Annotated in this window: 21 protein-coding genes, 1 other RNA gene and 2 other annotated features; of the genes, 2 read left to right on the top strand and 20 right to left on the bottom strand. The window is 39.6% G+C overall.

Annotated elements, in window-relative coordinates:
* Positions 1-171: 171 nt before the first annotated feature.
* The 14 genes from udk to cymR all read right to left on the bottom strand — a co-directional run bounded on the left by udk (position 172) and on the right by cymR (position 14,397).
* A complete protein-coding gene (udk, locus tag ACZSMY_RS03945; RefSeq protein ID WP_042534315.1) occupies positions 172-810 on the bottom strand; it encodes a uridine kinase in 639 nt (212 codons plus the stop codon).
* A 21-nt stretch (positions 811-831) separates the two neighbouring features.
* On the bottom strand, positions 832-1,470 hold the full coding sequence (locus ACZSMY_RS03940) for an O-methyltransferase (RefSeq protein ID WP_465147467.1): 639 nt from the start codon (positions 1,468-1,470) through the stop codon (positions 832-834).
* Between the two features lie 232 nt (positions 1,471-1,702).
* The gene (gene mltG, locus ACZSMY_RS03935; RefSeq protein WP_465147466.1) at positions 1,703-2,821 is read right to left on the bottom strand and encodes an endolytic transglycosylase MltG; all 1,119 of its coding nucleotides are present in this window, start codon (positions 2,819-2,821) and stop codon (positions 1,703-1,705) included.
* Positions 2,822-3,051: 230 nt separating this feature from the next.
* Positions 3,052-3,327: a DUF1292 domain-containing protein gene (locus ACZSMY_RS03930; protein WP_042534317.1), complete on the bottom strand. Its 276-nt coding sequence runs from the start codon at positions 3,325-3,327 to the stop codon at positions 3,052-3,054.
* Positions 3,327-3,752 (bottom strand): Holliday junction resolvase RuvX, encoded by a 426-nt coding sequence (gene ruvX / locus ACZSMY_RS03925; RefSeq protein ID WP_042534319.1) that lies wholly within the window; start codon positions 3,750-3,752, stop codon positions 3,327-3,329. Before ruvX ends, ACZSMY_RS03930 begins: the two co-directional genes overlap by 1 nt.
* The gene (locus tag ACZSMY_RS03920; protein WP_042534321.1) at positions 3,749-4,018 is read right to left on the bottom strand and encodes an IreB family regulatory phosphoprotein; all 270 of its coding nucleotides are present in this window, start codon (positions 4,016-4,018) and stop codon (positions 3,749-3,751) included. The genes ruvX and ACZSMY_RS03920 overlap by 4 nt, the downstream gene beginning before the upstream one ends.
* Positions 4,019-4,112: 94 nt before the next feature.
* The gene (gene alaS / locus ACZSMY_RS03915) at positions 4,113-6,755 is read right to left on the bottom strand and encodes an alanine--tRNA ligase (protein ID WP_465147465.1); all 2,643 of its coding nucleotides are present in this window, start codon (positions 6,753-6,755) and stop codon (positions 4,113-4,115) included.
* A gap of 52 nt (positions 6,756-6,807) precedes the next feature.
* Positions 6,808-7,011: a binding site (T-box leader), on the bottom strand.
* A gap of 130 nt (positions 7,012-7,141) precedes the next feature.
* Positions 7,142-8,206, bottom strand: a complete 1,065-nt coding sequence (locus tag ACZSMY_RS03910) for an AI-2E family transporter (protein ID WP_052485078.1) — start codon at positions 8,204-8,206, stop codon at positions 7,142-7,144.
* Positions 8,207-8,389: 183 nt separating this feature from the next.
* Positions 8,390-8,578, bottom strand: a complete 189-nt coding sequence (locus tag ACZSMY_RS03905) for a hypothetical protein (RefSeq protein WP_084612979.1) — start codon at positions 8,576-8,578, stop codon at positions 8,390-8,392.
* 65 nt (positions 8,579-8,643) lie between these two features.
* Positions 8,644-10,980, bottom strand: a complete 2,337-nt coding sequence (gene recD2 / locus ACZSMY_RS03900; protein WP_193062268.1) for an SF1B family DNA helicase RecD2 — start codon at positions 10,978-10,980, stop codon at positions 8,644-8,646.
* Positions 10,981-10,992: 12 nt separating this feature from the next.
* Positions 10,993-11,664, bottom strand: a complete 672-nt coding sequence (locus ACZSMY_RS03895; protein WP_193062270.1) for a tetratricopeptide repeat protein — start codon at positions 11,662-11,664, stop codon at positions 10,993-10,995.
* Positions 11,665-11,680: 16 nt separating this feature from the next.
* The gene (mnmA, locus tag ACZSMY_RS03890; protein WP_042534327.1) at positions 11,681-12,793 is read right to left on the bottom strand and encodes a tRNA 2-thiouridine(34) synthase MnmA; all 1,113 of its coding nucleotides are present in this window, start codon (positions 12,791-12,793) and stop codon (positions 11,681-11,683) included.
* A gap of 13 nt (positions 12,794-12,806) precedes the next feature.
* Complete coding sequence (locus tag ACZSMY_RS03885; RefSeq protein ID WP_256704744.1) at positions 12,807-13,949, bottom strand: cysteine desulfurase family protein; 1,143 nt, start codon at positions 13,947-13,949, stop codon at positions 12,807-12,809.
* A 22-nt stretch (positions 13,950-13,971) separates the two neighbouring features.
* A complete protein-coding gene (gene cymR / locus ACZSMY_RS03880; RefSeq protein WP_042534331.1) occupies positions 13,972-14,397 on the bottom strand; it encodes a cysteine metabolism transcriptional regulator CymR in 426 nt (141 codons plus the stop codon).
* A 419-nt stretch (positions 14,398-14,816) separates the two neighbouring features.
* Here cymR and ACZSMY_RS03875 point away from each other — a divergent pair, with 419 nt between their 5' ends.
* Positions 14,817-16,085 (top strand): replication-associated recombination protein A, encoded by a 1,269-nt coding sequence (locus ACZSMY_RS03875; protein ID WP_256704745.1) that lies wholly within the window; start codon positions 14,817-14,819, stop codon positions 16,083-16,085.
* 307 nt (positions 16,086-16,392) lie between these two features.
* Positions 16,393-17,067, top strand: a complete 675-nt coding sequence (locus ACZSMY_RS03870; RefSeq protein WP_042534335.1) for an RsfA family transcriptional regulator — start codon at positions 16,393-16,395, stop codon at positions 17,065-17,067.
* 95 nt (positions 17,068-17,162) lie between these two features.
* Here ACZSMY_RS03870 and ssrS read toward each other — a convergent pair.
* The 6 genes from ssrS to dtd all read right to left on the bottom strand — a co-directional run bounded on the left by ssrS (position 17,163) and on the right by dtd (position 23,247).
* Positions 17,163-17,345, bottom strand: a non-coding RNA gene (ssrS, locus tag ACZSMY_RS03865) — 6S RNA.
* A gap of 71 nt (positions 17,346-17,416) precedes the next feature.
* Complete coding sequence (gene gdhA, locus ACZSMY_RS03860; RefSeq protein ID WP_084612980.1) at positions 17,417-18,799, bottom strand: NADP-specific glutamate dehydrogenase; 1,383 nt, start codon at positions 18,797-18,799, stop codon at positions 17,417-17,419.
* Between the two features lie 176 nt (positions 18,800-18,975).
* On the bottom strand, positions 18,976-20,751 hold the full coding sequence (gene aspS / locus ACZSMY_RS03855) for an aspartate--tRNA ligase (protein WP_256704746.1): 1,776 nt from the start codon (positions 20,749-20,751) through the stop codon (positions 18,976-18,978).
* 3 nt (positions 20,752-20,754) lie between these two features.
* On the bottom strand, positions 20,755-22,035 hold the full coding sequence (gene hisS / locus ACZSMY_RS03850; protein ID WP_042534339.1) for a histidine--tRNA ligase: 1,281 nt from the start codon (positions 22,033-22,035) through the stop codon (positions 20,755-20,757).
* Between the two features lie 135 nt (positions 22,036-22,170).
* Positions 22,171-22,392: a binding site (T-box leader), on the bottom strand.
* A gap of 152 nt (positions 22,393-22,544) precedes the next feature.
* A complete protein-coding gene (locus tag ACZSMY_RS03845) occupies positions 22,545-22,718 on the bottom strand; it encodes a hypothetical protein (RefSeq protein ID WP_256704747.1) in 174 nt (57 codons plus the stop codon).
* 82 nt (positions 22,719-22,800) lie between these two features.
* Positions 22,801-23,247, bottom strand: a complete 447-nt coding sequence (dtd, locus tag ACZSMY_RS03840; RefSeq protein WP_042534341.1) for a D-aminoacyl-tRNA deacylase — start codon at positions 23,245-23,247, stop codon at positions 22,801-22,803.
* Between the last annotated feature and the right edge of the window lie 7 nt (positions 23,248-23,254).

Genomic DNA, 23,254 nt, shown 5'->3' with positions numbered 1-23,254 from the left:
GTAATAATCGCAGCTTATTCTCAAACCTGGTTTATCCAAAAGAACACAGCTGCCTATTCCTAGTATATATAATTTAATTAATAAAATTGGCTATATAGCTTATGTGCTAACTCTTCAAAATATACTAATCAATACTATGGCAGATATTACCTAAAATATCAAGAAAAATAATTATAAATTTGAATTCTTTACTAAGATATTTTCAATTTTAGATGCCATAATATCCACTGCAACATGATTTTCTCCGCCCTCTGGAATAATCAAATCTGCATATCGTTTTGACGGTTCAATAAATTGCATATGTGCCGGCCGGACCACTTGAATGTACTGGTCAATGACTGAATCCAATGTTCTCCCGCGATCTTTAATGTCTCTTAATAGCCGGCGGATAATTCTCAAATCTGCATCGGTATCGACAAATACTTTTATATCCATTAAATCAACGAGGTTAGCATCCTCTAAAATCAGAATTCCTTCAACGATAATGACTTCTTTGGGCTCAACATGGATTGTTTCTGTTGAACGGTTATGCACCTTATAATCATATATAGGCTTTTCAATTGATTTATATTCAAGTAATTGTTGAAGATGCTCTACTAATAAATCGTTATCAAATGCCAAGGGATGGTCATAATTTGTTTTTAACCTTTCCTCAAAAGGAAGATGCGACTGATCCTTATAATATGCATCCTGCTCAATTACCAGGATGGACGTTTCCTTAAAACGCTCATAGATAGCTCTTGTAACGGAGGTTTTTCCACTGCCGCTTCCCCCGGCAACACCGATTACAACGGGTTTATTTTTTTCCATGCTGCTAACTCCTTACACACCTTACTTTTTATAGCTAATGGAGACACCATCATCCATCGGTATAATCGATGTATGATAATCCGGATGATTCACTAGCATCTCATTGTACGATCTTAATTTCCGTACCAGTGTTTTATATTTTTTAGGCACCTCTTCATTCGAGAAGACCATGCCCCGAAATAATACATTATCGGTAATCAATACACCTCCGGGCATCAGCATTTTATCTGCTAAATCAAAATAAACTTGATATTGCCCTTTTGCTGCATCAATAAAAATAACATCATACTGTAAATTTTTTTCAGCTAATTCCTGCATGACTTCTGCGGCGTCTCCAAAAATAACTTCGATTTGATTATCACGTTTCTGTTCCTTGATATTTGTGATTGCTTCCTGATAACGATTGGCATCTTTTTCAATGGTAACGATATTTGCTTTTGACGCTCCTTCCAGCATACGCAATGCGGAATAACCAATCGCTGTGCCTACTTCTAAAATCTTTTCCGGCTGCTTCATCTTTAAAATAAGATTAATCATATGCATGCTGCTCCGGTTGATAATCGGCACATGATTGATTTCGGCATATTTTTCAAGGACGTCTGCAGCTCCTGAAGAAGCAGGAAGCAGATTTTCCAAGTAGCTCTCGATATCTTTTTCCATTTCATCATTTCCTTTTACATTCAACCATTATAATTGGTTCTTCACCAAAATCGATGGGTGACAATGCAGCTTTATTTTTAATATTAACAACCGCTGTGAGGGCATGACGGGTTGAGCAATCGCAACCAATTCTTAGAAAAACACGACCCTTTCCTGACGGCTAAAAAAGAAAACGGAAAATGGAGAAGCTCTCCATTAGTCCGTTTAAGAGTGAGCACTTTTGGAACACACTTTAATTGATATATTTTTCCCGGTTTTCTACATGTTCATCAAATGTTTCAGCAAAATGAATATTACCATCTTCATCATGTAAGAAATACAGATAATCGGAATCTTCCGGTGAGATTACTGCTTTCAAGGAGTTTTCCGCAAAATTCGATATCGGGCCTACCGGCAGTCCATCCACCAAATAGGTATTGTAAGGTGACTCGGTTTCTAAATCATCAAAGGTGACCACTGCTTGATGTTCTCCTTTTGCATACAATACCGTTGGATCTGTCTGCAGCTGGATATCCTCATCCAAGCGATTCTGGAATACGCCGGCAATTTGTGCGCGCTCCTCTTCATGAGCAGTTTCTTTTTCCACTACGGATGCAAAGGTTATCGCTTCGTGTGGAGTAAAACCTCGATCTGCAATCTCTCCTTCATATTGCTGGAAGATAGAATTTGTTTGTTCTACCATACGATCTATTATCGATTCAATGGATGGTTCTTCTTCATAAAACTCATAAGTGGAAGCAAACATATAACCTTCTAAAGGGGTACGAATATCTTCATCCAGAATATCCTCCGTCAGTAAGGAAGGATATTCCTCCATTAATTCGTCAATAAAATCTGGATCATTGGCAACCTCCAGGAAATCTTCCTCCGAAAAAGAAAGCTGCTCACTATATATTTCAGCAATTTGGTCTACAGTCAATCCTTCAGGGATTGTAATAGTATGGACCGCATCGACAATAATTCTTCCATGCTGCAGCGATTCAATAATTTCATCCATGCTCATGGCTGTATTGAATGTATAATTTCCAGCTTGAAATTCGTTCACATTATTAAATTTTGTATAAAAACGAAATACACGGGCATCCTTGATAATTCCGTTTTCTTCAAGTATCCCGGCTATCGTTGAGCTGGAAGACCCAATCGGGATTTCCACTTCTACAGGAGTTGAATTTTCTTCATCAATAGGCTGTAGTGCAGAATGAATATATAAATAACCTGAAATTCCGCCGATTATTAAGATGAGCGTAAAACAAACAATAATAATTGCGACAATCTTTCTTACTTTAGAAGCATCTTTTGCTCTTTGTATAAGATTCTTTTGGAATCCGTTATGCTTGTCATCTTTTGACACTCTGTGTCCCCCTTTCATCCGCTTCATTATACTAAATTCATATAAAATTATCCAATATTCCTGTTATTTTATTTCATCCTTCTACATCTTAAACAAAAAGATTCATTTTCAACAGGAATTTTGAAAAAAATATATATTTCAGCAGGTATGAAAAGGGATAGAAAGCAGCAATTACACGGGAAAAGAAAGCTGATGTCACAAAATGTGAATGTCAGCTTTCTTTTATCTCTTTACTCTTCTTCTTCAGCTAATGTGTTTAACATTTCCTCTACCATGCTCCACTCTTCATCGGAATCAATCGGGTACAGGGTAAAATCTTCATTCTCCTGTTCTTCGTAACGGAATGCGTATACCTCTACCTCTTCATCCTCTGCTTGTTCAGCAGGCACGACAGCAATATAAGATTGTTCTGTTTCATCCACATCAAAGGTGAATAGCACTTCAAACAAATGCTCGTCCCCATTTTCGTCGGGGATAATAATGCGTTCTTTTTCTTCTAATGTCATTACATAATGCCTCCTTTTGAATCTAGATAACCCTGCAAAATCATTGTAGCTGCCATCTTATCAATTACTTTTTTCCTTTTCTTACGGCTCATGTCCGCTTCCAGCAGTACACGTTCCGCTGCCATCGTGGTTAAACGCTCGTCCCATAATACCACAGGCAATTCATACTTTTCCTTTACATACGCAGCATAGCGCTCGGACGCCTCGCCTCTTTCACCAATCGTGCCGTTCATATTTTTAGGGAGTCCGATTACAATCAGAGATGCTTCATTTTCCTCAATCAGACCCTTTAGTTCTTCATCTGCAGATTCAAATTCATTCTCATCCCAATAAATAGTGGTTAACCCTTGCGCTGTCCAGCCAAGGGCATCACTTACGGCAACACCTATTGTTTTTGAACCCACGTCTAAACCTATCGCTTTCATGAATTCTCCTTATTCTGTTCTAGATAAAACTTTACAAGTTCTTCAATAACTTCATCCCGTTCAACTTTACGTATCAAATTACGCGCATCATTATATCTAGGAATGTATGCAGGATCACCTGACAATAGGTATCCGACAATCTGATTGATCGGATTATATCCTTTTTCCTGTAATGATTCATGAACAGTCATTAAAATCTTTTTAATATCCTGGTCAAATGGTTCTTCGGAAAAGTTGAATTTCATTGTTTTATCAATTGAACTCATAATGACACCTCGTCCTTCATTAACCTTCTACTTCTATTTTAACATGTTTATCTCTATCATTATACTTATTAACGAGAAAACATACAACCAAGGATTAAGCATTTGTCACGTCTGTTACATAAGTTAAAGCACTTTGTAATGCTTCTGTAACTTTAGATGGGTCTTTTCCCCCAGCCTGTGCCATATCCGGACGGCCACCACCACCGCCGCCGCAAATTGCAGCTGACTGCTTCACCAAGTTTCCGGCATGGAGATTTTGTTTCATCAGGTCTTTTGTCACTCCTGCAATAAGCTGTACTTTATTATTATTGACAGCTGCGAGAAGAATTACACCTGATTCTATTTTTTGTTTTAATTCATCTACCATCGAACGTAACTGATTCATATCTTTTACATCGACTTGTTTAGCCAGAACTTTTACATTATTTACCTCTTTTATTTCATCTAAAATAGAAGATGCTTCGAGATTAGATAGTTTAGCCTGCAGTGAATCTACCTGTTTTTGTGTTTCTTTTAATTCCGATTGTAAAGCAGTCACTTTTTGCGGAATCTGCTCGTCTTTAGCTTTTAATAATGTACCTGACTGCTTCAACAATTCGATTTTATTATTTAAATAGCTGTAAGCTTCTTTGCTTGTAACAGCTTCAATCCTTCTTGTACCTGCACCTATGCCGCTTTCTGATACGATTTTAAACAAGCCTATTTCAGCTGTATTGCTCACATGGCATCCGCCGCACAGCTCAATACTGTAATCATTGATTTGAACAACCCGGACAACATCGCCATATTTTTCACCGAATAAGGCCATTGCCCCCATCGCTTTTGCTTCTTCAATTCCTTTTGTTTCAATCACAACCGGAATCGATTCCCATATTTTTTGATTTACTATTTTTTCGATTTCATCCAGTTCTTCATCCGTTACACTGCTGAAATGAGAAAAATCAAAGCGGAGACGATTGGTCCCGTTCAATGAACCTGCCTGATTAACATGAGAACCCAGTACATCTTTTAATGCCTGATGAAGTAAATGCGTCGCCGTATGGTTTTTAATGACATCATTCCGAAATGCACGGTCAACAACCGCTTCTGCTTGCTCCCCAACCTGTAATACGCCCTCTTTTACTTCTACACGGTGTATATGCTGGCCATTTGGAGACTTTTGCACATCCGTAACGACCGCATAGGCATGATCTGTTTGAATGAAACCAATATCAGCAACCTGCCCACCGCTTTCCGCATAAAATGGCGTTTCCTTCAGCAGAATATATGCTTCTTGTCCTGCTTCTGCAGATTCTGTTGTTTCTTTGCCCTGAATGATTGCTTGAATGACCGTTTCTTTTTCTAATAAAGAATATCCTACAAATTCACTTTCTACATCTATCGTTGAAAAAACAGTGTCTTGAACCTGCATGGAATCCACTTTTTGCCGTGCATTTCTTGCTCTTTCACGCTGCAGCTTCATTTCATTTTCAAAGCCTTCTTGATTCACAGTAAAACCAAGTTTTTCTACATATTCTTCTGTTAATTCCTTTGGAAAACCGTACGTATCATATAAGCGGAATACTTCTTCCCCAGGAAATATCGTGCTTCCTTTTTCTTTTTCTGCTTCCATAAGTTTGGTTAAGATTTCTAATCCATCATTTAACGTTTCATGGAAGCGATCCTCCTCCACTTTAATTATTTTTTGAATGTAGTCTGTTTCCTTTACAACCTCCGGATAGAAATCTTTCATAATTTCAGCTACTACCGGAACAAGACGGTACATAAAGGCTTCATGGATATTAAGGTCCTTCGCAAAACGGATAGCACGGCGAAGCAGCCGGCGCAGGACATAACCTCTGCCTTCATTCGACGGCATGGCCCCATCACCAATGGCAAAGCTGACTGTTCGAATATGATCAGCAATTACTTTAAATGCCGTATCCGCTGCATCATCCTCCCCATATTTGCTGTTTGCAATCATTTCCGTTGCCTGGATAATCGGCATAAATAAATCTGTTTCATAGTTTGTAGGTACCTCTTGAATAATGGAGGTTAACCGTTCTAATCCCATTCCTGTATCAATGTTTTTCTTTGGCAACGGTGTATACGTATCGTCTGGATTATGGTTAAATTGCGAAAACACGAGATTCCAAACCTCTAAATACCTGCTGTTTTCTCCCCCCGGATAAAGTTCTGGATCAGCCGGGTCATTTCCATAGCTTTCGCCTCTATCATAAAAAATCTCGGTATTCGGTCCGCTTGGGCCTTCTCCAATATCCCAGAAGTTTTCTTCCAATCGGATGATCCGCTCTTTTGGCAGACCAATTTTTTGCAGCCAAAGATCATACGCTTCATCATCTTCCGGGTGAACCGTGACAGATAATTTTTCCGGATCAAAACCTATCCATTTCTCATCTGTCAAAAACTCCCATGCCCATTCAATCGCTTCTTCTTTAAAATAATCACCAATGGAGAAGTTTCCTAGCATCTCAAAAAACGTATGGTGACGCGCTGTAAAACCGACGTTTTCAATATCATTTGTACGTATTGCTTTTTGTGCATTCACAATCCTAGGATTATCCGGGATAATCCGGCCGTCAAAATATTTTTTTAATGTTGCCACCCCGCTATTAATCCAAAGAAGCGTAGGGTCTTCATGCGGTACTAAAGAAGCACTTGGTTCAACCTGATGCCCTTTCTCTTTAAAAAAATCAATAAACATTTGCCGAATTTCTGCGGAACTTAAAAATTTCATTATCATTTTCCCTCCTTTTTTTATCAAACAAAAAATCTCCTCTCTGCATCATTGCAGGGACGAGATTTCGCGGTACCACCCTTATTATGAACAATCCATGTTCATCACTTTCATCATTATAACGGTATGATACCGACGGGGATTAGCCGTACTCCAGTGTAGCTTTCCATAACAGTATAATTAGGATTCCTTTCAGCCGGGGGAGTCCCTCTCTTGAAATATCATGTCATGTACTTAATACCTTCAACGTGTTCTACATGATTAAAAATGACAGTTTTTTATCATTTCCTGTTGTTTGTATGATTATAGCGTTATTATAGTGATTTTTCCGCTGTATGTCAATTTTTCGCCTTTAGAAAATACATAATGAAATACTTATTTCTAATTTAGCCGGCTTTTGAAACCTGATACTGCTGAATCAATACTTTCAACATGGTAAAAACAGGGACTGAAATAACCATACCAATGACGCCGGCCAGTTGTCCGCCTAATAACAAGGCGAAAATAATGCCGATCGGATGAATCTTTACTGTTTTTCCCATTATATATGGCGATAACAGATTACTCTCAATCAATTGAATGACAAAGATGATCACGATAACGAATAATGCTTTTTCCGGTTCAACCATATAAGCAACGGTTACTACCGGGATAGCACCAAGGATCGGACCAAAATAAGGAATGATGTTGACGATTGCCAAAATGATTCCCAGCAATAAAGCATAAGGTAAATCTAACCACATCCAGCTCAAGGTGGAAATAACGCCGACTGCTGCGCTGATAATAAACTGTCCACGAATATAACCGCCGAGTCCTTTCCCTATTTCTTTGCATACATTTCCTGTGTCGCTTCGATATTTATACGGGATAAGTCGAAACAGAAAGGATTTGATAAATGGATAATCCTTTAAGAAATAAAAGACAAGGACCGGGATAATCGTTAAGAGAATAACCGCATCCATCATTCCATTAAAACCGCCGATGATTTTCCCTGAAAAGTTGTTCATCGCATTCTCTAGGGATTGAATAAACATATCCATCCTGTCATGTACGGTCTCCGGTAAAAAAGCAGTAGAGGTATATACCTTATTTAACCCGTCTTGGTACAGCGCGATAAATTCTGGAAAGTTACGGCTCATTTCCTTCACCTGTTCAACAATTAATGGATACGCGCGATATATTGCGTAGCCGGCACCTCCAAAAAAAAGCAGATATATCACTAATATTGCGATCCCGCGATGAATCCGGTATCGATGCAGCCACTCAATCAATGGGTGCAGCAAGAAAGCCAAAATTCCGGCAATCAAAAATGGAAGCACCAGCTTAAAGACAAAGGAAAAAAATGCCGCATAATATGGTTTGGTGATAGCTAAAAAATATAAAAGAATAAAAGAAAGGATAGCAATCACAAGGAAATAGATGACTTGCTTTGCCTTTATTTTTTTCCACATAATAATCACTCCCAGTCCATGATAGTGTAACCAACAGACTGGGAGTTTATAATAGGATGTTCAAAAAGTTACTAAATGATAATCGGCGAACTTTTTCTTTTTAGCTGACGTGGTTTTTCCGATGGGGCTGGGACTGCGGTTACTCGCCCCGCCGAAAACCATTGCCCGCTTTAGAAACCCATATTATAATAATCTTCTTTCTTCTTTTGAAAATAGATCGTCTAATGAACTGAGTGTCCCGTCCGCTTCTACCTGGTGGATGTGTACTTCCTTTCCAGACACTGTTAATTCAATCGAACACACCCAGCAATAATAACTTGTGGGGCTTAATTTTCCTATTTGTTTTTCCCGGCAATTTGGACATACTAGCATACATCTTCATCCTTTTTCTGCTTCTATCAGTCCAAGTATTGCCCCAAATAAAAATATTTATACATTTAATCCATAAAATCGTAGGGAGACAGTTCTTCCTCCGGGATGTCCTCTACCGTTTCATATTCCTTCTTCTCCGCTTTTTGATTCGCTAATTGAATGTGCAGCATTTCCTGTAATGAAGTATATCTGCGATTCGTATCTTCCGTTTGCACACCTTTAATAAAGGCCTCTTTTTCACCGCAAATAATCAATGACTCTTTTCCTCTTGTAATTGCTGTATACAAAAGATTTTTTCGCAACATGCGGTGGTGTGAATAAACCACCGGAAGAATCACAATTGGAAATTCACTTCCCTGTGATTTATGAATGGAAATACAAAAGGCATGAGTAAAGTTATTATAATCTTTTCGAATGAAAACAACTTCTTTATCTTCAAATGCAATTACAATCTGTTCTTCATTCTCTGCATTTTCTTCCGGTTTAAACATGGCGACAATCTCTCCAATGTCCCCATTGTATATGCCATCCTCAGGCTGATTGATTAACTGTATTACACGATCGCCGACACGATAAACCACATCCTGAAATGCAATCTCCCGTTTTTTCTCGCCGGGAGGATTAATCAATTGCTGCAATGCTTCATTGATTGCATGAATGCCAGCTTGCGAACGATACATGGGAGACAGCACCTGAATAGAAGAAGAAGCAATTCCTTTTTTTTGCGCTTTATCAATAATAGATGTCAACACATCTGTCATCTGATAATCATGACAGGAAATAAAACTGAAATCACGCGCATTCTCCAACGAATTTTTATCACAATCGGTGTTTTTAATTTGGTGGGCAAGCTGAATAATTTTAGAGCCCTCTTTTTGACGATATACATCCGTTAATGAAATAACCGGCAATACCTCACTTTTCATCAAATCAGTTAAAACCTGACCCGGCCCCACCGATGGAAGCTGGTCTTCATCACCAACCAGAATAATCTGCATTGTATCGGGAATAGCTTTAAATAAGTGATTGGCTAACCAGGTATCAACCATGGAAAATTCATCAACAATCAGCAGCTTTCCGGATAATGGTTCATGCTCATCTTTTTCAAAGCTGCCCATACCGTTCCAGCCAAGTAATCGATGGATGGTCACAGCCGGCAAGCCAGTTGACTCAGACATCCGTTTTGCTGCCCGCCCGGTAGGAGCTGTTAATATAAACGGAAAATTATCTTTCTTTTGATAATCCGATAGATTTAAAGAAAGCTCGTGGATTTGGGCAAATGCTTGAATAATTCCGGTGATTACCGTTGTTTTCCCCGTTCCCGGTCCGCCTGTTAAAATCATAATTTTTGAGTGGATTGCCTGAACAATGGCATCAAATTGTTCTTTTCCATAGCTCAATGACTCTTCTTCCTCAATCTCACCCGTTATCTTCAAAAGCTCCGCCAAAGGCACTTCATCCTCTATCGGTTTGGTAAGAATTTTTTTCAAGCTGGCAGTAAAGTTATCCTCTGCATAATATAACGAGGGCAGGTAAACACGTTCATCAATGACAATAACCTTTTTTTCTGTATTTAACTGCATGATAACATCAGAAACAGAGCCTTGGTCTGGATTAGGCAGATGAAGTAAATAAATAACCTCCTGCATACATTTTTCAAACGGAAGATACACATGACCTGCCTGAATGCTTTGCTGCAGAATATAAATGACACCTGCACCAATACGGCTTTCATGTGTATGTGAAATCCCTTGTCCGGAAGCTATTTGATCTGCCATTTTGAACCCGAAGCCTTCAATATCAAAAACATATTGATACGGATCTTTTTTCAGAACCTCTAATGCTTCATCTCGATAAGTCTGATAAATGACCTGAGCCATTTTCAGACCAATTCCGTACTCTGATAATTTAACAGCAACCCGTTCAAATCCTTGATTTTCCCGGAGACGCTCAGCCAGCTTTTTTCCTGTTTCCTTGGATACGCCGGAGACGCCGTCTAAAACAGAGGGATCATCCATAATTTTAGACACAGCATTCTCTCCAAGCTTCTCTACAATTTTTAAGGCGCTCTTTTTTCCGACACCGTAAAATAAATCACTGGATAAATATTGGACAAGCCCATCCTTTGTGGTCGGCAGAATGGTCTCATAGGATTGTACTTTTAATTGTGAACCATAGCGGGGATGCTTCTCCATCACTCCATAAAAACAATAGGCAGTCTGATCCTGAAGCTGATCAAAATACCCCTTTACAATGATTTCTTTATCTTGATAATCAAGGTTTGTTTTTGTTATTTTAATTCGGACGATAGAGAAATGTTCTGCCTCATTGCGAAAAATTGTATTGATGACGCTCCCTGTTACAAAAGGCAGTGCTTCCTTTGTTTCTATCTGGTTTCCCATGATGATTACCCCTTATTTATCCTCAAATTGCTCCATATACTGTAATGCAATTTTCTTTCCGTTTGCAGCTAAGACATGATCTGACTGCAATTCCAGTGCTTTTTCAAAATAACGCAAAGCTTCCTCTATTTTCTCATGGAATAAGGAAATCACACCCAGATTATAATAAGCATCGCTATGCGCTTCATCCAATTCAAGCACTTTTTCAAATGTTTTTTGCGCTTCATCTAACAATTCAACCTGAGCTAAGGACAAACCATATTGAAACAGAAAGCTCTCATCCTGAGAGTCTAGTTCGGTTGCCCGTAATAAATAAGGTAAAGACAGCTTCCACTGTTCTTGATTCCGGAAGCACATCCCGAGCATAAAGTAAGCATCCGCTTCCTCCAGCCCCTGCTCAATTGCCTTTAGAAATTTTTGCGAAGCTTTCTGGTAATCTTCCTTCTCAAAATATAAATTACCTAAACCATAATAAGCTGTTGCTGCTTTTTCATCCAGTTCAACAGCACGCTCAAAAAAGCGCTCTGCCCTTTCTGTCTCATTCAGCTGCACTAAAAGGTTGCCGAAATTAATATAACCGAGCGGATCGTTGGGTGACTCTTCAATAACGTCGTTAAACAGCTGTGCTGCTTCTTCATACTTTTTTTCATTTAATAATGCAATTGCCTGCTGATTTTTATCCATTTATCAAACCATCCTACTAACCAACATATTGTAATGCTTTATTATCTTTAATAATTTCGTCAATCGTTCCGCCGCCGAGACAAATATCGCCTTGATAAAATACCACGGCTTGGCCAGGCGTAATTGCCCGCTGGCTTTCTTTAAATGCGACATAGGCTTTATCGTCTTTCACTGTCACCGTTACTTCTGAATCTTTCTGACGATAGCGGAATTTCGCTGTGCAAGTAAATGTTTCTTCAATTTGATCCGGCTGTACCCAATTAATATCCGTTGCTACGAGCGAGTCCGAATATAGATAATCATTATGATAGCCCTGTGCAACATATAAATAATTATCTTCTAAATTTTTGCCCACAACAAACCAAGGGTCACCAGAACCGCCGATGCCAAGCCCTTGACGCTGACCGATTGTATAGTACATTAACCCATCATGATTTCCTTTTTCAATCCCATCCAACGTCATCATTTTTCCTGGCTGTGCCGGCAAATATTCACTTAAAAAGGTTTTAAAATTTCGTTCTCCAATAAAGCAGATGCCGGTAGAGTCTTTCTTCGCTGCCGTTACCAAACCATAATCAGCTGCAATTTTGCGGACCTCCGGCTTTGGCAGATGCCCTAACGGAAACATGACTTTTTCTAATACATCTGAGCTGAGTTGATTTAAGAAATAAGTTTGATCCTTATTGTCATCCGCCCCGCGCAGCATTTGAATACTGCCATTTTCATCTCTTGCCACCTGCGCATAATGTCCGGTAGCTAGATAATCTGCCCCTAAAGAAAGCGCATGGTCAAGAAATGCTTTGAACTTGATTTCTTTATTACACATCACATCCGGATTTGGCGTTCTTCCCGCTTTATATTCATCCAGAAAATAGGTGAATACCTTGTCCCAGTATTGTTTTTCAAAATTGACTGAGTAATAGGGTATATCTAATTGATTACAGACCCGGACAACATCATCAAAGTCTTCTGTCGCGGTACAGACTCCAAATTCATCTGTATCATCCCAGTTTTTCATAAAGATCCCTACAACATCATATCCTTGTTCTTTTAATAGTAGTGCTGCAACGGAAGAGTCGACACCGCCGCTCATACCAACAACAACACGTGTATTTTTATTCTCTTTCATTTCCGCCCCTCCTTTAGCTTGTTAATCGTTTTACGATTCCGGCAATTCTTTCTGCCGCTTCCTTTACATTCTCTTCTGTATTTGCCAGTCCAAAACTGAATCGAATTGAATTTGTCGTAACCGGACTTTCTGAACCAAACATGGCTGACAATACATGAGAAGGCTCAACACTTCCTGCTGTACACGCGCTTCCACTTGAAGCCGCAACACCGCTCAAATCAAAATTGGCAAGCAGTGCTTCTACATTCGCCCCTGGAAAACGGACATTGATTATCGTGGAGACAGTCTTCTCCGGATCTCCATTGATACCAAAATCAATGCCGGCTTCTGTAAAGGTATCTATTAAAATTTGTTTATATTTCTCATATTGTTGATTTCTTGCAGCTTTCGTTTCCATTACAATATTCGATGCCAGTTCAAAACCGACTGCCGCCGGAATGTTTTCTGTACCGGGGCGGCGTTTCCGCTCCTGTTCCCCGCCAAATTGAATCGGACTCATAGCTACTTTTTCATTTGCATATAAAAAGCCAATCCCTTTAGGACCGCCGATTTTATGTGCAGTTGCTGTCAGTAAATCAATGTTTTGTGCATGCACATCAATATCCAGCAAACCGTAAGCCTGCACAGCATCCGTATGAAAATAAGCCTGATGCTCCTTTAGCAATTCTCCAATCTCACTGATAGGCTGAATAACACCTGTCTCATTGTTTACATACATAATAGAAACTAAAATCGTATCATCCGTTAAAGCTGCTTCAACATCTTGCGTCGAGACCAGCCCTTTTTCATCAACAGGTAAATAGGTTACACGGAAGCCTTGTTTTTCTAACTTTTCAGCTGTATGCAAAGCAGCATGATGTTCCTGAATGGAAGTGATAATATGGTTCCCTTTATTCCGGTTTGCTTCTGCAACGCCTGTGAGCGCCATATTATCCGCCTCTGTTCCGCCGCTTGTAAATATAAGTTCCTTTTCATTTGCACCAATAGATGCTGCCAGAGCCTGCCTTGAAGCATCCAGCTGCTGCCTTGCCTTCCGTCCAAAAGAATGAACGCTTGATGCATTGCCAATGATTTCTTCATATACAGGAATCATTGCCTCCGCAACTCCTCTTGCCATAGGAGAAGTAGCGGCATGGTCTAAATATATTGCTTCCATGAGTCAAAATCCTTTCCAGCCCTTAAATATAAAACATATATGCCTCTGCAGGTCCTTCATCACTTTCATCATAATTTGCCAAATCTTCCAGAGTCGTTTTTTCTAATACATCTTTTACCGCATCTCTGATTTGCAGCCATAAGGATGCCTGTGCCGGCTTCTCATTTTCCATGCCTTCCACAATGGTTAACGGACCTTCCAACACCCGAATCACATCACCGGCTTTAATTTCCTCCGGTTTTTTAGCAAGCTGGTATCCTCCATATGCACCGCGTATACTTTTAATTAATCCAGCATTTCTTAATGGAGAAGCTAGCTGCTCTAAATAATGTTCTGACAGATCATTATCCTTTGCAATAACCTTTAGGGAAATCGGCCCGTTCCCTTCGTTTTTTGCCAAATCTATCATTATTGTCAGTCCGTATCTTCCTTTAGTTGAAATTTTCATCATTTACACCTCAATTTTTTTAACTATCTTCTGTCATTTATATAATGTACTATAATAAGTTGTTACAAAGGGAAACCTCATACAGTCCGGCTTCACTTTACCTTTTCTAATAAACGGGACTGCAGCTGCCCGCCCCGCTGAAAAACTTTAGCAAGTAAAGTTCCATCAAGTTATGAAACGTACTCAAACTTCCTTTTTAATCCCTGAAGTATAAAGGTCTTCAAGCGGACGAATAATAGCTGAAAGATTCTATTCAAACCTATTCTTTCATTATACCAACTTTTAATTCCACCTATACAAATTTGATTATTTATATTATCAATACCTATTATAGCATGACTGCTAACCTCTTGCATTTCTTCTATATTCGCTTTAAGCTAATAGAATACGATACCTAAACAGATGAAGGAAGTTATGTCATGTATAAACAGCCACTCGCATTTCGAATGCGACCAAAAAACATAGATGATATTATAGGACAAGAACACCTGGTAGGTCAAGCGAAAATAATTGATCGGATGATAAAAGCTAACCAGCTTTCTTCCATGATTTTATTCGGCCCTCCCGGAACAGGAAAAACATCCATGGCATTTGCCCTTGCAGAAACAATCGGACTTCCCTCCAAAACCTTAAATGCCGTTACAGATAAAAAGAAGGATATGGAAATTGTTGTCGAGCAGGCTAAAATGCAAGGTCAAACAGTTCTTATCTTAGATGAAGTACATCGTCTGGATAAAGCAAAACAGGATTTTTTACTGCCGCATTTAGAGAATAATTTACTGACCTTGATAGGCTGTACAACCAGCAATCCGTACCATTCCATCAACCCGGCAATCCGGAGCCGCTGTCATTTATTTGAATTACGCGGGTTAACGCTGGACAATGTTAAAACGGCACTGCAGCGCGCTGTCCGGGATACATCGAACGGATACGGAGATAAAGCGATTCATATCCATGAAGATGCTATAGAACATTTTGCCATCTCAGCAAATGGGGACTTGAGATCAGCTTTAAATGGCCTGGAACTGGCGGTCAGCTCTACCCCGCCGGACGCAGAGGGGCAAATCGAGATAACACTGGAAATTGCGGAAGAATGTATGCAGAAAAAAAGCTTTTCTCACGATAAAGACGGAGATGCTCATTACGATGTTTTAAGTGCTTTTCAAAAATCAATCCGCGGAAGCGACGTGGATGCAGCGCTTCATTATTTAGGACGTCTGATTGAAGCCGGCGACTTAGACAGTATTGCCAGAAGGCTGATTGTCATTGCATATGAAGACGTAGGTCTGGCAAGTCCGCAGGCTGGCCCGCGCGCCATTGCTGCTGTTCAAGCAGCTGAACGGATCGGCTTTCCGGAAGCGCGGATTCCTTTAGCTAATATTATTGTGGAATTAGCCCTTTCTCCCAAATCAAATACAGCCTATAAAGCTTTGGACGCAGCCTTGGAGGATATTCGCAAAGGCAACAGCGGTGATATTCCAGCACATTTAAAGGATGCACATTATTCAGGGGCAACTAAGCTTGGCAGAGGAGCAGATTATAAATACCCGCATAATTACCCAGGGGCATGGATCAAACAGCAATATTTACCTGACACCATTAAAAATCGAAACTACTATACACCCAAAGACACAGGAAAATTTGAGACTGCATTAAAACAAGTATATGAACGAATTAACAAAAATTAGATAAAGTGACCTTTTTCCGCCCATACACATCCATTCTAGACCTGATGTGTATGGGCTTTTTTGCACTCTTCACTCTCTTTAAAGAACAGGAGGCTTCATTTTATCAAACTTTTGAACTCACACTATAATTTTAAAGCAATGTATAATTTTAAACTCCTCTGGAAAGAATAGAGATTACTATAATCTTTCTAGTACGTTAGGAAATCTCACTTTTTAACGTGCAGGTGTAAGAAAAACTGTATATTCATTAAACGATAAAGGATGACAGATTTTCTACGTATTTTTATAATTATGAGGAGTGAATAACATGGTAAAAGTAAGACAAGACGCTTGGTCTCATGAAGATGATTTGCTGTTGGCAGAAACTGTCTTGCGGCATATTCGTGAGGGCAGCACCCAATTGAACGCTTTTGAAGAAGTGGGAGATCATTTAAACCGTACTTCAGCAGCTTGTGGATTCAGATGGAATGCAGAAGTGCGTAATAAATACGAAAATGCAATTGATTTAGCAAAAAGACAAAGAAAAGAAAGAAAAAGAGCTTTAAACAAAACCATTCAGGCTGTTCCCAAAGCAGAGCCTGTTGAAAGCACAGAAAATATCCCGCCACTGGAGACTTCCGTGGAGGTGCCGGCCGTACAAACAAGTGCTGAACCGGTTGCAGCATTTAATTTAGATACTGTTATTAAGTATTTAAAATCACTAAAAAAAGAATTATATACTTCCAATCAATCGAGATCGTCGATGCAATCGTTAGAGAGTGAGAATCAATCCTTGCAGACAAAAGTCGAAGAATTAAAAAAGAAATTAGCAGATACGGAACAACAGCTGCAAGCGATGAAAGAAGATTATCAGACATTTATCCAGATTATGGATCGTGCCCGCAAGATGACAGTTTTTGAGGATACCAATCTTGTGAATTCTCCTTCCTTCCGTATGGATAAAAACGGAAATCTTGAACAGATTGCACAAGGCTCTAACTAGTTTGAATCAGACATATATATTGGAATGATGGAGGGAGTCGGAATTCCTTTTTTCAATATACAAAAATACTGCACAAAAAATGTGCAGTATTTTTGCGTAATCCCGATAGTGCCGTCAAACAATAAAGTTTTGATCCCGCTTTTGGCAGGTGGGTGTCCTGCTTTAAAGGTTTTATGCTTCCTGCTTGAGGCATGCATGCACTTTAAAGACCAATCGGACTCCCTAACTTATAGGTGTTCGGTCAAAATACCAATTGTTAACGTACACATCAGGATGATTAACGTTTTATTTGAATTAATCTTAGCATACATTGATTCAAAGTTCAAATATATGAAAGCCTATTTTTTATTTAAATAATTCCTTGTTCTGCCATAGCATCTGCTACTTTCAAGAAGCCTGCAATATTAGCCCCTGCAACAAGATTTCCTGATTTACCATATTCATTTGCGGCTTGGATGCTATTATGATAAATATCATGCATAATGCCTTGCAGCTTTTCATCGACTTTTTCAAAGCTCCAGGAAACGCGGCTGCTATTTTGCGCCATTTCCAGAGCTGATACTGCTACACCGCCTGCGTTTGCAGCTTTCGCTGGGGCGAATAAAACATTATTTCCCTGGAATTGGTTAATTGCATCTAAGGATGATGGCATGTTAGCACCTTCACCTACTGCAATAACACCATTTTTGATTAATGTTTTTGCTGCAGTTTCGTCGATTTCATTTTGTGTCGCACAAGGTAAAGCAATCTCACATGGAATCTCCCAAACGGATCCGCCGGCAACGTATTCTGCATTTGGATAAGTTTCTAAGTATACATTAATACGCTCTCTGTCTACCTCTTTGATTTTCTTTACAAGTTCCACATCGATGCCGTTCTTATCATAGACATATCCATTAGAGTCACTGCAGGCAACAACTTTTGCCCCAAATTCAGCTGCCTTCTCCATGGCATAAATCGATACATTTCCTGACCCGGATACAATAACTGTTTTGCCAGAAAAGTCCTGCCCATTATCTTTAAGCATTTCCTGTACAAAGTAAACTGTACCGTAACCAGTTGCTTCCTTACGTGCCAAGCTGCCTCCAAAACCTAAGCTTTTTCCTGTTAGAACGCCTGGTTCTACAGCGCCTTTGATTTTCTTATATTGCCCGTAAAGGTAGCCAATCTCTCTGGCGCCCACACCAATATCTCCTGCAGGCACGTCTGTATCCTGTCCGATATGTCTAGCTAATTCTGACATAAAACTCTGACAAAATCGCATAATTTCTAAGTCTGATTTTCCTTTTGGATCAAAATCTGATCCACCTTTTCCTCCGCCTATAGGCTGCCCGGTCAAAGAATTTTTAAAGATTTGTTCAAAGCCTAAAAATTTAATAATACTTGTGTTTACTGTTGGATGAAAACGAAGCCCGCCTTTATAAGGTCCGATTGCACTGCTGAATTGAACACGATATCCGCGGTTTACCTGAACCCGGCCTTCATCATCCACCCAGGGTACACGGAAGGCAATCAAGCGCTCTGGTTCTACAATTCTCTCTAAAATGCCTAATTCCATATATTTAGGATGCTTCTCAAAAACGCCTTCTAAAGATTCGACAATTTCTTCTACTGCTTGCAAAAATTCTGTCTCGTGGCTGTTTCTATTCTTTAGTTCCTCATAGACTCCCTGCACGTACTCTTTTGCTGTTCTGTTTTGATATTGTAATTTATTTTCCATGGCTTCTATCATTCATCTCCTTTATTTATTTCAACCGATTCCTCAACTAGAAGGTTTTTATATTTTATATGAAAAACCAAATAAACACAAGATTCTTGAGGATTTGTTGCTTTTAATTCACATTTTTCAGCAAATATTCCTGAAATGATATGCACGATATTTTAAATACCGTGCATATTCTACTATTTCTATTCTTTCATTTCATGATTTGACAATGCAATTGACAATTCCTGCAATTGATCTCCGCTCACTTCACTCGGAGCTTCTGTCATCAAGTCAGATGCAGACGCTGTTTTAGGGAATAGAATCGTATCACGCAGATTCGAGCGTCCTGCCAGAAGCATAATGATACGGTCCAGACCAAGCGCAACTCCTCCATGAGGAGGCGCACCATATTCCAGTGCATCCAGCAAGAAACCAAACTGTTCTCTTGCTTCTTCTTCTGTGAATCCCAGCGCTTTAAACATCTGGTTTTGAAGTTCCGTTTGGTGAATACGAATGGACCCGCCGCCAAGCTCATATCCATTTAAAACCAAGTCATATGCATTTGCCCGAACATTGATTGGATCAGTCAATAATTTTTCCTTATCCGCTTCAATTGGCGATGTAAATGGATGGTGTGCTGCAAAATAACGGCCCAGTTCCTCATCATATTCAAATAATGGCCAATCTGTTACCCATAAGAAATGAAACGCTTCTTCATCAATTAACCCTAAGTCTTTTCCAAGCTTTAAGCGTAAAGCGCCTAAACTATCATAGACAACAGCTGATTTATCAGCTACAAATAACAGCAAATCTCCACTGCTTGCATTGGCTTTATCCACAATCGCTGCTTTTTCATCATCTGACAAGAATTTGCTGATTGGGCCTTTCACTTCTTCTTCCTCTACTTTCAGCCAAGCTAAGCCTTTTGCACCATAAATATTGACAAACTCTGTTAATTTATCAATATCCTTTCTAGAGTAGCCGGCAGCAGCACCTTCCACATTTAATAAGGCTACTTTACCGCCATTCTCTACCGCCTGTTTAAATACTTTAAACCCAGAATCAGCTACGATATCAGATACATGGATTAACTCTAACCCAAAGCGGGTATCCGGCTTATCCGAGCCATAACGATCCATTGCTTCATCATAAGGCATCCGCTGTAAAGGTAATTGAATATCGACGCCCTTTACTTCTTTAACAACCTCTTTCATCATTTCTTCCGTCATTGTCATAATTTCATCACTTGTTAAAAAGGAAGTTTCAATATCAACCTGTGTAAATTCCGGCTGACGGTCCGCCCTCAAATCTTCATCCCGGAAGCAGCGTGCGATTTGGTAATAACGTTCAAAACCGCTCATCATAATCAATTGTTTAAATAACTGTGGAGATTGCGGCAGCGCATAGAATTCACCAGGATGTACACGGCTTGGCACCAAGTAATCACGGGCTCCTTCCGGCGTGCTTTTCGTTAAAATCGGAGTTTCCATTTCTAAGAATTCATTTTTATTTAAATAGTTGCGGATGCTTTGCGTTGTTTGATGCCGTAATTTAAACGTTTCTTGCAAGCCTGGACGGCGCAGATCTAAATAACGGTATTTCAAACGGATATCTTCTGCAATATTTACATCATCCTGAATCATAAACGGCGGATTTTTTGCCTTATTCAATACGGTGATTGAACTGGCCAGCACTTCCAATTTACCAGTTGCAATAGCGGGATTTATGGTTGCCTCGTCACGTAAAACCAGTTTTCCGACCACATCGATTACATATTCCGAGCGGATGCTTTCAGCTATTTCTAATGCTTCCCCGGAATAATCTGGGTTAAAAACGATTTGGATGATTCCGGATTTATCGCGTAAATCAATGAATATAAGTCCGCCAAGATCACGGCGTTTTTGGACCCAGCCTTTCAGCCTGACCTCCTTTTCAATTTCTTTTTCAGTTAAGTGTCCAGATAAAACACGTTCTGTCATTTTTTAGCTCTCCTCCAATAACACTTTAAATTCGCTAACAATATCCTTCATCGGAACTTCCTTTTGGTCCCCGGATTCCATATTTTTAATGGTTACGATTTGTTTTTCAAGTTCATCATCGCCTAAGAAAATCACAAATCTAGCTTTTAACCGGTCTGCTGCCTTAAGCTGGCCTTTCATTTTGCGGTGCTGGTAATCTGTGTCTGCCTGGATACCGGCCATACGTAGCTGATGAACAGCTTTCACAGCTTCTGTACGTACCTTTTCAGAGCCAAAACCTGCTACAAAGCAGTCTAACTTTGTATCTACGGGGATTTCTATATTTTCTACCTGAAGAGCCATTAACAAGCGCTCTAATCCCATCCCAAAACCGATACCTGGAGTGTTAGGTCCGCCAAATTCATTGATTAATCCATCATATCTGCCGCCGCCGGCCAGTGTTGTGATTGCCCCAAATCCATCTGCTTCACTCATGATTTCGAATGCAGTGTGATTATAGTAATCTAGACCGCGAACCAAATTAGGGTCTACGGTATAAGAAATATCCATTGCATCCAAATAAGCTTTCACTTGCTCAAAATAAGCCTGTGATTTTTCATTTAAATAGGTCAAGATGGATGGCGCAGTTTTCATTGCTGGATGATCACGATCCTTCTTGCAATCCAATACACGTAATGGATTGTTATCTAATCGTGATTGGCAGTCGGAGCAAAGTTCCTCACGATATGGATCAAAATGAGTCACCAGTGCGTCACGATGAGCTTGACGACTTTCTTTATCGCCTAATGAGTTAATCACCAGCTTCAAAGATTTCAAGCCTAAGCTGCGATAAATATGCATTGCCAGGTCAATCACTTCTGCGTCAATTGCAGGATCTTCACTTCCCATTGCTTCGACGCCAAATTGATTTAGTTGACGCATTCTTCCTTTTTGCGGCCGTTCATAACGGAACATCGAGCCGAAATAATAAAGCTTCTCCGGTAAATTGGGACTGCCAAATAACTTATTTTCTACAAAAGCACGGGCTACAGCAGCTGTGCCTTCTGGACGGAGGGTCAGACTTCTTCCTCCACGATCTTCAAAAGTATACATTTCCTTTTGTACAATATCCGTAGAATCTCCCACCCCACGCTGAAATACTTCTGTGTGCTCGAAAATCGGCGTGCGTATTTCGTGATAGTAATAGGCTTCACAAATTTCTTTAATTTTGTTTTCAACATACTGCCATTTCGCCGTATCTTCCGGCAAAATATCCACTGTTCCTCTTGGAGCCTTCATAGCCATTTTATTTCCTCCTTTGCGAATATACAGAACACGGATGAAAGTAATTTTCTGGTTAGCGAAAATGATAACAAGCAACGTTTGACGGCTGCCCCATATTTTTATTGGACAATACAAAAAACCCGTCCCTTATAAAAAATAAGGGACGGGTTTTTACCCGCGTTGCCACCCTAGTTGATATCTGAATGATATCCACCTTTATCAGTTAACGCCTGCAACACGTTTATATCTACTCATCTATTTCGATATAACTCCTCCAGAATGTCTTTCATATAAGTCGTATAGATAGTTGCTTCCAGCCGTTGACAACTACTCTCTTGCTATCTGTACTTACATTACTTTTTCCTTCAATGGTTTTTATCATTTAATTTTAAGGAACTTCTACTAATACCGCCCACGCCCTGTGGACAACGCAGAAGCCACACCACATCCTGGGACTGGGATTACTCGTCCCGCTGAAAACACTTGTGGAAGTGGAATGATTATAATAATAAGGTTAGTTGCTCACAATGTCAAGAACGACCTAAGCTTTTTTTCAATTGCTTTACTTCCTGAATGGAAATTCCAAGCTCCGTTGCTATTTCTAAATAGGTTGATGATTTTTCCATTTTCATAAAATGATGGAAATCTGTCATCATCAATTCAGAATAATTATTGGCATTGCGTTGTTTTGTGTGTCGATGCATAACTTCATTTCTCCTTTTGATTCGGCCTCTTTAAGTTTTTATAGCATCTCCACAAAACAAGAATCTTATTCTTTAATCGTTTTTATCTGTCTTTGCTGTCTAAAATCAATGTAACAGGTCCGTCATTTACCAGCTGGACATCCATCATTGCGCCAAATTCTCCTGTTTCTGTTATGACGCCTTCTGTACGTAATGCTTGATTAAATGTATTATACAATGCTTCTGCTTCGGCCGGCTTTGCTGCTTTGATAAAGCTTGGTCGTCTGCCTTTTTTAGTGTCTCCGTACAATGTAAATTGCGATACAGATAATATACCCCCGTCTACATCTTTAATCGAACGGTTCATTTTTTCATTCTCATCTTCAAAGACACGCAGGTGAACAATCTTATTTACGAGATATTTTACGTCTTCCTCTGTGTCTTCGTGAGTAATACCAACAAGCAGCAAAAATCCTTTTTGTATTTCACTTATTTTCTCTTCCCGGACGGTGACAGAAGCTTCTTTCACCCGTTGTAATACTACCTTCATAAAAAAC

This window comes from Oceanobacillus sp. B139/18 (assembly GCF_055524595.1).
The sequence above is the reverse complement of the archived record's forward strand: the minus strand, read 5'-3'. Positions and strand labels throughout refer to the sequence as shown.

Excerpts from the sequence above, each read along its gene's own strand:
- ACZSMY_RS03940 (WP_465147467.1), bottom strand. The coding sequence starts at position 1,470 with ATGGAAAAAGATATCGAGAGCTACTTGGAAAATCTGCTTCCTGCTTCT.
- hisS (WP_042534339.1), bottom strand. The coding sequence starts at position 22,035 with ATGGCTATGAAGGCTCCAAGAGGAACAGTGGATATTTTGCCGGAAGAT.
- aspS (WP_256704746.1), bottom strand. The coding sequence starts at position 20,751 with ATGACAGAACGTGTTTTATCTGGACACTTAACTGAAAAAGAAATTGAA.
- dtd (WP_042534341.1), bottom strand. The coding sequence starts at position 23,247 with ATGAAGGTAGTATTACAACGGGTGAAAGAAGCTTCTGTCACCGTCCGG.
- gdhA (WP_084612980.1), bottom strand. The coding sequence starts at position 18,799 with ATGATAGAAGCCATGGAAAATAAATTACAATATCAAAACAGAACAGCA.
- ACZSMY_RS03920 (WP_042534321.1), bottom strand. The coding sequence starts at position 4,018 with ATGAGTTCAATTGATAAAACAATGAAATTCAACTTTTCCGAAGAACCA.
- udk (WP_042534315.1), bottom strand. The coding sequence starts at position 810 with ATGGAAAAAAATAAACCCGTTGTAATCGGTGTTGCCGGGGGAAGCGGC.
- ACZSMY_RS03845 (WP_256704747.1), bottom strand. The coding sequence starts at position 22,718 with ATGCATCGACACACAAAACAACGCAATGCCAATAATTATTCTGAATTG.
- cymR (WP_042534331.1), bottom strand. The coding sequence starts at position 14,397 with ATGAAAATTTCAACTAAAGGAAGATACGGACTGACAATAATGATAGAT.
- mnmA (WP_042534327.1), bottom strand. The coding sequence starts at position 12,793 with ATGAAAGAGAATAAAAATACACGTGTTGTTGTTGGTATGAGCGGCGGT.
- ACZSMY_RS03930 (WP_042534317.1), bottom strand. The coding sequence starts at position 3,327 with ATGACATTAGAAGAAAAAGAACGCATTATTATCCCCGACGAAAATGGG.
- ACZSMY_RS03875 (WP_256704745.1), top strand. The coding sequence starts at position 14,817 with ATGTATAAACAGCCACTCGCATTTCGAATGCGACCAAAAAACATAGAT.
- alaS (WP_465147465.1), bottom strand. The coding sequence starts at position 6,755 with ATGAAATTTTTAAGTTCCGCAGAAATTCGGCAAATGTTTATTGATTTT.
- ruvX (WP_042534319.1), bottom strand. The coding sequence starts at position 3,752 with ATGAAAGCGATAGGTTTAGACGTGGGTTCAAAAACAATAGGTGTTGCC.
- recD2 (WP_193062268.1), bottom strand. The coding sequence starts at position 10,980 with ATGGGAAACCAGATAGAAACAAAGGAAGCACTGCCTTTTGTAACAGGG.
- ACZSMY_RS03905 (WP_084612979.1), bottom strand. The coding sequence starts at position 8,578 with ATGCTAGTATGTCCAAATTGCCGGGAAAAACAAATAGGAAAATTAAGC.
- ACZSMY_RS03910 (WP_052485078.1), bottom strand. The coding sequence starts at position 8,206 with ATGTGGAAAAAAATAAAGGCAAAGCAAGTCATCTATTTCCTTGTGATT.
- ACZSMY_RS03885 (WP_256704744.1), bottom strand. The coding sequence starts at position 13,949 with ATGGAAGCAATATATTTAGACCATGCCGCTACTTCTCCTATGGCAAGA.
- ACZSMY_RS03895 (WP_193062270.1), bottom strand. The coding sequence starts at position 11,664 with ATGGATAAAAATCAGCAGGCAATTGCATTATTAAATGAAAAAAAGTAT.
- ACZSMY_RS03870 (WP_042534335.1), top strand. The coding sequence starts at position 16,393 with ATGGTAAAAGTAAGACAAGACGCTTGGTCTCATGAAGATGATTTGCTG.